The following is a 7,420-nucleotide window of genomic DNA, read 5'->3' on the forward strand; positions in this document are numbered from 1 at the left end:
ATGACAACAATCAAATGGGGTATTATAGGCTGCGGTAACGTTACTGAGAAAAAAAGCGGCCAGGCGTATAATAAAATCGAAGACAGTAGCCTGGTTGCCGTGATGCGCCGCGATGCTGCAAAAGCTGCAGATTATGCCAACCGCCATCATGTTGCCAAATGGTATACCGATGCCAATGAATTGATGGACGACCCGGAAGTAAATTCTGTTTCCATTGCTACCCCGCCGGCCAATCACCTGGACTATGCGCTGGCGGCGATAGCCAAAGGGTTGAATGTTTATGTAGAAAAACCTGTAACCCGCAACGCACAGGAAGCTGAAGCAATGGCTGATGCGGTAGCACAAAGCGGCGCCAGATTGGTGGTGGCACACTACCGCCGGGCGTTGCCTATGTTTTTATACGTAAAAGACCTGTTGGATAAAGGTGCCATTGGCGAAGTACGAACGGTACAGATCCGCATGTGGCAGGATAGGGAACCGAAGGTGCCGACCTACCCGGGTACTAACTGGCGGTTGGATCCTGCGGTATCCGGCGGTGGCTATTTCCATGACCTGGCACCCCACCAGTTAGATTTGATGCTGTTTTATTTTGGACAACCTGAGCTTTACAATGGCCACAGTTTAAACCAGGGAAATTTTAGCGCGGCGGACGACCACGTATGCGGGCAGATCATTTTCAGGAACAAGGTAGTTGTGAACGGCTCCTGGTGTTTTAATACTGCAGAAAGTGAAACCGTTGATACATGCGAGATAGTAGGTACAAAAGGTAAGATCACGTTCCCGTTCTTCGGCACATGGGTTGCTTTAAAAAACGGGGACACTGAAGACATTAAACAATTTACCCACCCGGATCATATTCAACAACCTATGATCGCAAAAATAGTATCGTATTTTAAAGGCGAGGGGCCAAACCCCTGTACTATCGACGAGGCCGTAGTGCTGATGAAGATAATGGATGCGTTTACCATGAATCACTAAGGATCGGGTAAAAGCTAAAGACAATTCATTCGTCGTTAATAAGGCTTAGAACGTCACCGGAACGTATGGTTTTGGCTTTCGTAAACAAGGAGAGCCTAACCCTCCTTGTGATATTGTATCAGCAACAATTAATCTTTCTTTTTCGGCACTTGAGCGCCCTCTTTACGGGCTTCAGACAAGCCAATGGCAACAGCTTGTTTTTTGCTGGTCACCTTTTTACCGCTGCCACTTTTTAACTTGCCTTCTTTCATTTCGTGCATAGTTTCCTCAACCTTGTCACTTGCTTTTTCTGAATACTTTGCCATAGTAGTATTTTTTAAGTTTACCTGTAAGCAAAGCAAAATGACTGCCAAAGTAAAGCTTTCCCCTTAAGTGTCTTGCATGAAATCAATTCACCTTTTCCAGCGCATCGATATCGTTTGAATTGATCAGCAGCAGGTTTTTGGTAATTTTTTCGGCATCCCAGTCCCACCAGGCAATTTCGTTAAGGCGGATAATTTGTTCATCATCATATCGGGTTCGGATCAATCTGGCAGGGTTGCCGCCAACTATTGCATAGTCGGGCACATCTTTAGTAACTACCGATTTTGCCGCTATAACAGCGCCGTTGCCGATCTTTACACCGGGCATGATAATTACTTCAAAGCCTATCCAAACATCGTTTCCAATAACCGTATCACCCTTATTAGGGAATTTGCCAATAAGGTTGTCCTGGTCAATGATCTTTTCCCAGCCATTTTGAAACACCGCAAAGGGGAAGGTTGAGATAGGCATGGTTTCATGATTGGCACCGTTCATGATAAACTTTACACCCGATGCAATGGCGCAAAAGTTACCGATGATCAGCTTATCGCCGATAAAGTCAAAGTGATAGAAAACGTTACGTTCAAAATTTTTCGCATCGTCAAAATCAGCGTAATAGGTATAGTTGCCTACTATGATATTAGGATTGGTGATTTGATTTTTTAAAAAAACAAGATTGTGGTGCCGCTCCATAGGATAAAGCGCATCTGGATTTGGTCCGTTAAGCATAAATAAAATTTAATATATAAGTTCTAAGCGTTAATAAACACAAGGCCTGTGTTCTTACCAGGATAAGAAATGAAGAAACAAAAGATATTTGCTAACAGGCCGCTTATACTATCACCGGGGTAAATTTTAATTATCGGATAACCAAAAGTAGAAAAATATTTTTGCTACGTAAAAGATTATAAGGTTCTTTATACGATGGAACCTATCTCAGAGACCGACCTGATCTTGAACGAAGATGGCAGTGTTTATCATTTAAACCTGCTGCCCGGCGATATTGCAGACACCATAATTACCGTTGGGGATATGGACAGGGTAGGCGAAGTGAGCAAATATTTCGATAGTATCGAACTAAAAAAGGGCAAGCGGGAGTTTATCACCCATACCGGGCGTGTAGGCAATAAGCGCATCACCGTTATTTCAACCGGGATAGGTACGGATAATATTGACATTGTACTGAACGAACTGGATGCGCTGGTTAACGTTGACTTTGCCAGCCGTTTGCCTAAAGATCAGCTCCGGCAGCTCAATATTATCCGCATCGGCACATCAGGGGCTATTCACGCCGATATCGCTGTCGATAGCCTGCTCGCTTCTTCGGCGGCATTTGGTTTAGACGCGCTTGGCAGTTTCTACGAAAAAGAATACAACGCCGATCAAAGGAACATGGTTGACGCGTTCATAGCCAGCTTTGACCCACACAATAAAATTGCTTCTTATATCGCCAGCGCTGGCCCGTTATTGATCAATAAACTTGCAGAAGGGATACAACAAGGCATTACTATAACATCGCCGGGGTTTTACACCCCACAGGGCAGGCAGGTGAGGGCCAAGGCTGCCATACCAAACTTGATGGAGATCATTACCAAATTTCGCTTTGCTGGGCAGCGAATTACCAACCTGGAAATGGAAACCGCCGGTATTTACAGCCTTGCAAAGTTACTGGGCCATCAGGCTATATCTTTTAATGTGATACTGGCCAACCGCGCCCTTAAAAAGTTTAGTAAGCAACCTGCGTTGGTTATGGATAAGTATATTAGTGAAATAATAAGCCGGATTAGCGACAGGTTGTAAACTATGCGGCTAATTTAACAGGATATAAAACATATAAAATTGTTGTATGTTCAGCAACTACATTTAATACCCCACTATATGCCGCTAACAAAACTTAACGCACCCTTTTACGAACGCTTGGCACTTGTCCTGATTGCTTTTTGCGCCATGGGTTACCTGGTGCTGCTGGCTAAAGAAATTTTAGATCCGCTGATCTTCGGCTTCCTGTTCGCGGTTTTGCTATTGCCTGTTTCAGATTTTTTTGAAAAGAAATTAAAGTTGCCGCGCAGCGCATCGTCATTCCTTTCAATTTTATTACTGGTTGGCTTTGTGGGCGGTATTCTTTACCTGGTAGGCGCACAGATCTCTAACCTGGCTAACGACTGGCCAATGCTGAAAAGCCAGGTGGAGCAATCATTAACCAACCTGCAGCAGTGGGTGCAGGGTGCATTCCATATCACTGCAAGTAAGCAAATGGTTTACGTGCATGATACGGGTAAAAAGATCATGGCATCGGGCACTGCAGTTTTGGGCACAACCTTCGGGGCAATCTCTTCACTGCTATTATTTTATATTTTCATCCTCATCTTTACCTTCTTTATACTTTTTTACCGCCGTTTGTTACTCAGGTTTGTACTAAGGGTTTTTGAGGACGATAGCTCGCACGTGGTGCTGGATATTGTTGAGAACATCCAAAAGATCCTTCGCCAGTATATCTTTGGCCTGCTTATCGAAATGATAATAGTGGCCGGGGTTGCCATAGCTGCGTTTTTTATCATCGGCATCAAATATGCAGCTCTGCTGGGCATAATTGTAGGTTTATTTAACATAATCCCTTACCTGGGTATTTTTACGGCTTTGTTGCTCAGCACGCTCATTACTTTTGCAACGGGCACACTGGCCGAAACCGGTATAGTGGCTGTAAGTGTGATAGTTATTCACGCAATAGATGCTAATTTCCTTTTACCTGCTATTGTAGGGTCAAAAGTCAGGCTAAATGCGCTGATCACGTTTATCGGAATAATATTAGGTGAAATGATCTGGGGATTATCCGGCATGTTCCTTTCCATCCCGATCATCGCAATTTTCAAGATCATTTTCGACAGGGTAGAGTCGCTGAAGCCATGGGGTTACCTGCTTGGCGGCGACTACGAGTATAAGGAATCGGCACAGAAAAAAATGAAGACTGAATAGCGCTTTATCGGGTTAGCTGATAAATGCGGAAATATAGCGTTGCTGCGTAAGCCATTAATATAAAGGTATTGAGCACTAACAGCCAATTGAGGTCTGCTTTTTGATATTTTTTTAGTGAGCATATAACAAGCAGCGCAACAAAGCCAATGATCAGTAAAATCGGGAAAGCCAGCGTCCACATGTTTTTAGGCATCAGGTAAAGGTGCGACAGGTGTGTATCGTCGCCTTTTACAAACGGGATAAGCGCCATTAGCAGTAAAACAAAAAAAACACGAACTATGGCCTTCGCAGCTATCTGGCTAACTTTCATAACAACTGCAAATTAAAAGCTTTTCAAATAAATTCCGGTATATATGTTTCCTGGTAAAACGGATTAGTATTTTTGGGGAGTATAATTTACAGATATGCAATATTTCCGTAGCGTTTTATTCCTGCTGATTGCACTGCCGGCCATTGCAATGGCACAAGTAAAGCAACCGCCCGCCTTTCGTGTGGTGCCTTTGGGCGTTTTGGGTGGTATCGATGAAAGTAACCTGTCGGCGTATATGATAGCGCCATCCGGTTCAAATAATTACGTTTGTATGGATGCAGGGACATTGCACGCCGGGCTGGTGAAAGCGGTAGCTGCAAAAACTTTTAACATACATGCAGAGCAGGTACTTAAGAAATATATCAAGGGATATTTTATTTCACATGCGCACCTGGATCACTTATCCGGCCTCATCATCAATTCTCCAGATGACAGCACTAAAAATATTTACGGCTTAAAAAGCACCTTAACTACCATTAAAGATCATTATTTTAGCTGGCAAAGCTGGGCAAATTTTGCCGACGACGGTGACGCCCCGCGACTTAAAAAATATCATTACAAGCCACTGGAACCCGGCAGCGAAACGGCTATCGATAATACCGAATTAAATGTGCAGGTGTTTCCTCTTAGCCACTCCAATTTAACCAGCACCGCCTTTTTGCTGCGTAGCGGAGACAGCTACATTTTGTACTTAGGCGATGTTGGCCCGGACGAGATAGAGAACAGCAAAAACATGCTGCACCTTTGGGAAGCCATTTCGCCACTCATTAAATCTAAAAAGCTTAAGGCAATTATGATAGAGGTATCTTTCCCTAATGAGCAGCCGGACAAGACCTTGTTTGGGCACCTAACCCCAAAATGGCTGATGAAGGAGCTAGGTGTATTGAACAGCCTTGCGGGATCTTTGAAGGGGCTCAATATAGTTGTAACTCACTTAAAGCCGCCTGCTACCAGCATTTTTAAGATCAAAATGCAATTGAAACAGGAAAATACTTTGGGATTGAATTTGATCTATCCTCAACAGGGTAAAGCGCTGGAGTTTTAATTTATTTGTCAGTCAGCAGGTCTAAGCAGGTTTTCGACATGCCTGCCAGGCGCGTGTTAAGCGTTTTTAAACCGTTATCGTCTTTTATAAATTTGTAGTAGCCTTTAATAAGGGCCAACGTTTCTGGTGTAGGGTCGCAAGCTTGTGCTTTCTCTAAATGTGGGAGCATTTTATTTACCTGAGCAACATATTGGCCAAATAACCGGTTATAATCTGCACCGGTGCTGGCATTCAGTTTTTTCGAAAGCTCATCAACCTTTTTGCCATATAAATAACCCAGGGCGCGCTGAGCAACGTAATAGTCGGGCACTGCGGCCACCACCTTTTCATATAATGGCTGCGCTTTTATAGATTGTGAATCATCTTCATACAGGTTGCCCAGCGAGTAATAGAAACTAATGCGTGCTTTATCTGTGAGTTGACCGGCGTTTGGCATTAGCGCTTCACCCAACTCCAGGGCCGCAGCATTGCGGCCTTCGGCCTTCGCCAGATTGAAATCCAGGTAAGCGTTATATACCTCGTCGGCAGTTTGGGCGGTTGCGTTAATGGCCGCGAACGCAATTACCAGCACCAGAATGATCTTTTTAAGCATAGCAAATCTTGTTAAGCTAATATCGGTTTTTACTTGTTTAACGGTTAAAGTATTTTATTAAATATGCCTGTTTGACCACGCAGGCCAGTCTTAGTTTAGCGACTTCCATTTTTGATACTGCTTACGCATACATTGCCCGCAGGGACGGTAGCCCATTGTTATCGCCTCGCGCTCGCTTTTAAAAAACACCCGGTTAAGCGGCTTCATCCGCTTGCCGGATGAGCAATTAAGCATGCCGTAGATCTTTAACTTTCTGTTACCGGCAAATGTAATTTTATACTGATCGATCAAAATTTTCAATTCCTTGCTGCGCAGATAAGGCGAGCCCGACAAGCTGTTATGCGCTATCATTTAGCATCATGAAAAATTATGCCGAGGGTATACCTTTCGCCCTGTGTAATTTGGCTTACCCCGTGTTTCATGTTAACGCGGTAGTGGCCCCGGCTGCCCTGTACCGGCCTGTAATTAGTAGTAAACAGCAACACATCCCCCTTACGCGGGGTAAGCACTATTGCCCTTGATTGCATCCGCGGGCGCTGTTCAACCAGTACAAATTCGCCACCGCGGTAATCCTGCCCGGGTTCATTCAAGAACACTACCAGTTGCATCGGGAAAAAGATGTCGCCATACAGGTCCTGGTGTAAGGCGTTATAGCCGCCGGTTTCATATTTTAAAATCAATGGCGTAGGTCGCAACTGTCCGTTGGTGCGGCAAAGTTCTGTCAGTTCATTTAGCGTTAAAGGATACTGCCTGTCGATAGCCAGGGTCTGCATCCAATGATTGGCAACAGGGGCAATAAACGGGTAGATCGATTCTCGCAGTTGCTGAACTACTGCGGGTAAAGAATAACTGAAATATTTGTATTCGCCTTTGCCATAACCATGGTGCTCCATTGTAATGGTTTTACGGTATAATCCCGATTCAGTGTACCCGGTGATCGACTCGTCGCATGTAGAGTCGTTAACAAGGTTAGGAATAAGAGCATAGCCGTTGGCGTTCATGCTTTCGGCTACCCCTATCCAATCTGCCTGTGCTACATTTTGTTGCAATCCCATCTTATACGGCTTTTAAAATCTCCATTTGTGCGGCTTCCCAGCCTATTATGGCGGTTTTACGGTTGCTGCCCCAGTGATACTGCCCAAATTCTCCGGTTGACTTGATCACTCTATGGCAAGGGATCAAAAAGGCAACCGGGTTAGCGCCAATCGCGCTGCCTACT

At 44.5% G+C, this 7,420-nt stretch carries 11 protein-coding genes; 4 read left to right on the forward strand and 7 right to left on the reverse strand.

All coding sequences use genetic code 11. The features are described from left to right. The gene (locus ACE5CV_RS18270; RefSeq protein ID WP_374951638.1) at nt 1-978 is read left to right on the forward strand and encodes a Gfo/Idh/MocA family protein; all 978 of its coding nucleotides are present in this window, start codon (nt 1-3) and stop codon (nt 976-978) included. 128 nt (nt 979-1,106) lie between these two features. Here ACE5CV_RS18270 and ACE5CV_RS18275 read toward each other — a convergent pair whose 3' ends face one another. After that, nucleotides 1,107-1,283 (reverse strand): DUF6496 domain-containing protein, encoded by a 177-nt coding sequence (locus ACE5CV_RS18275; RefSeq protein WP_374951639.1) that lies wholly within the window; start codon nt 1,281-1,283, stop codon nt 1,107-1,109. An 82-nt stretch (nt 1,284-1,365) separates the two neighbouring features. Beyond that, nucleotides 1,366-2,010, reverse strand: coding sequence for a CatB-related O-acetyltransferase (locus tag ACE5CV_RS18280; RefSeq protein WP_374951640.1), 645 nt, complete (start codon nt 2,008-2,010; stop codon nt 1,366-1,368). 195 nt (nt 2,011-2,205) lie between these two features. Between ACE5CV_RS18280 and ACE5CV_RS18285 the strand changes: the two genes are divergently transcribed. Both ACE5CV_RS18285 and ACE5CV_RS18290 read left to right on the forward strand, forming a co-directional pair. Further along, nucleotides 2,206-3,081, forward strand: a complete 876-nt coding sequence (locus ACE5CV_RS18285) for a nucleoside phosphorylase (RefSeq protein ID WP_374951641.1) — start codon at nt 2,206-2,208, stop codon at nt 3,079-3,081. Nucleotides 3,082-3,159: 78 nt separating this feature from the next. Further along, nucleotides 3,160-4,254, forward strand: coding sequence for an AI-2E family transporter (locus tag ACE5CV_RS18290; RefSeq protein WP_374951642.1), 1,095 nt, complete (start codon nt 3,160-3,162; stop codon nt 4,252-4,254). A 4-nt stretch (nt 4,255-4,258) separates the two neighbouring features. Here the strand turns inward: ACE5CV_RS18290 and ACE5CV_RS18295 are convergent, their stop codons facing one another. Then, nucleotides 4,259-4,564 carry a hypothetical protein gene (locus ACE5CV_RS18295; protein ID WP_374951643.1) on the reverse strand — a complete coding sequence of 102 codons (306 nt, stop codon included), beginning with the start codon at nt 4,562-4,564 and terminating at the stop codon, nt 4,259-4,261. A 94-nt stretch (nt 4,565-4,658) separates the two neighbouring features. Here ACE5CV_RS18295 and ACE5CV_RS18300 point away from each other — a divergent pair, with 94 nt between their 5' ends. Beyond that, complete coding sequence (locus ACE5CV_RS18300; protein ID WP_374951644.1) at nt 4,659-5,609, forward strand: MBL fold metallo-hydrolase; 951 nt, start codon at nt 4,659-4,661, stop codon at nt 5,607-5,609. Nucleotide 5,610: 1 nt separating this feature from the next. Here the strand turns inward: ACE5CV_RS18300 and ACE5CV_RS18305 are convergent, their stop codons facing one another. From ACE5CV_RS18305 to ACE5CV_RS18320, 4 genes are all read right to left on the reverse strand, one after another. Then, the gene (locus ACE5CV_RS18305; RefSeq protein WP_374951645.1) at nt 5,611-6,201 is read right to left on the reverse strand and encodes a hypothetical protein; all 591 of its coding nucleotides are present in this window, start codon (nt 6,199-6,201) and stop codon (nt 5,611-5,613) included. Nucleotides 6,202-6,291: 90 nt separating this feature from the next. Next, entirely contained in the window at nt 6,292-6,552 is a 261-nt protein-coding gene (locus tag ACE5CV_RS18310) for an Ada metal-binding domain-containing protein (RefSeq protein WP_374951646.1), read from the reverse strand. After that, nucleotides 6,549-7,256, reverse strand: a complete 708-nt coding sequence (locus ACE5CV_RS18315) for a 2OG-Fe(II) oxygenase (RefSeq protein ID WP_374951647.1) — start codon at nt 7,254-7,256, stop codon at nt 6,549-6,551. Before ACE5CV_RS18315 ends, ACE5CV_RS18310 begins: the two co-directional genes overlap by 4 nt. Nucleotide 7,257: 1 nt before the next feature. After that, nucleotides 7,258-7,420 (reverse strand): methylated-DNA--[protein]-cysteine S-methyltransferase (locus ACE5CV_RS18320; RefSeq protein ID WP_374951648.1); only part of this gene is annotated, 163 nt, incomplete at its 5' end.

The sequence above is a fragment of the Mucilaginibacter sp. genome, assembly GCF_964263795.1.
Lineage (GTDB): Bacteria > Bacteroidota > Bacteroidia > Sphingobacteriales > Sphingobacteriaceae > Mucilaginibacter.

Bases quoted from the DNA above. Each gene is read 5' to 3' on its own strand.
- ACE5CV_RS18270 (WP_374951638.1), top strand. From the start codon at position 1: ATGACAACAATCAAATGGGGTATTATAGGCTGCGGTAACGTTACTGAG.
- ACE5CV_RS18275 (WP_374951639.1), bottom strand. From the start codon at position 1,283: ATGGCAAAGTATTCAGAAAAAGCAAGTGACAAGGTTGAGGAAACTATG.
- ACE5CV_RS18280 (WP_374951640.1), bottom strand. From the start codon at position 2,010: ATGCTTAACGGACCAAATCCAGATGCGCTTTATCCTATGGAGCGGCAC.
- ACE5CV_RS18285 (WP_374951641.1), top strand. From the start codon at position 2,206: ATGGAACCTATCTCAGAGACCGACCTGATCTTGAACGAAGATGGCAGT.
- ACE5CV_RS18290 (WP_374951642.1), top strand. From the start codon at position 3,160: ATGCCGCTAACAAAACTTAACGCACCCTTTTACGAACGCTTGGCACTT.
- ACE5CV_RS18295 (WP_374951643.1), bottom strand. From the start codon at position 4,564: ATGAAAGTTAGCCAGATAGCTGCGAAGGCCATAGTTCGTGTTTTTTTT.
- ACE5CV_RS18300 (WP_374951644.1), top strand. From the start codon at position 4,659: ATGCAATATTTCCGTAGCGTTTTATTCCTGCTGATTGCACTGCCGGCC.
- ACE5CV_RS18305 (WP_374951645.1), bottom strand. From the start codon at position 6,201: ATGCTTAAAAAGATCATTCTGGTGCTGGTAATTGCGTTCGCGGCCATT.
- ACE5CV_RS18310 (WP_374951646.1), bottom strand. From the start codon at position 6,552: ATGATAGCGCATAACAGCTTGTCGGGCTCGCCTTATCTGCGCAGCAAG.
- ACE5CV_RS18315 (WP_374951647.1), bottom strand. From the start codon at position 7,256: ATGGGATTGCAACAAAATGTAGCACAGGCAGATTGGATAGGGGTAGCC.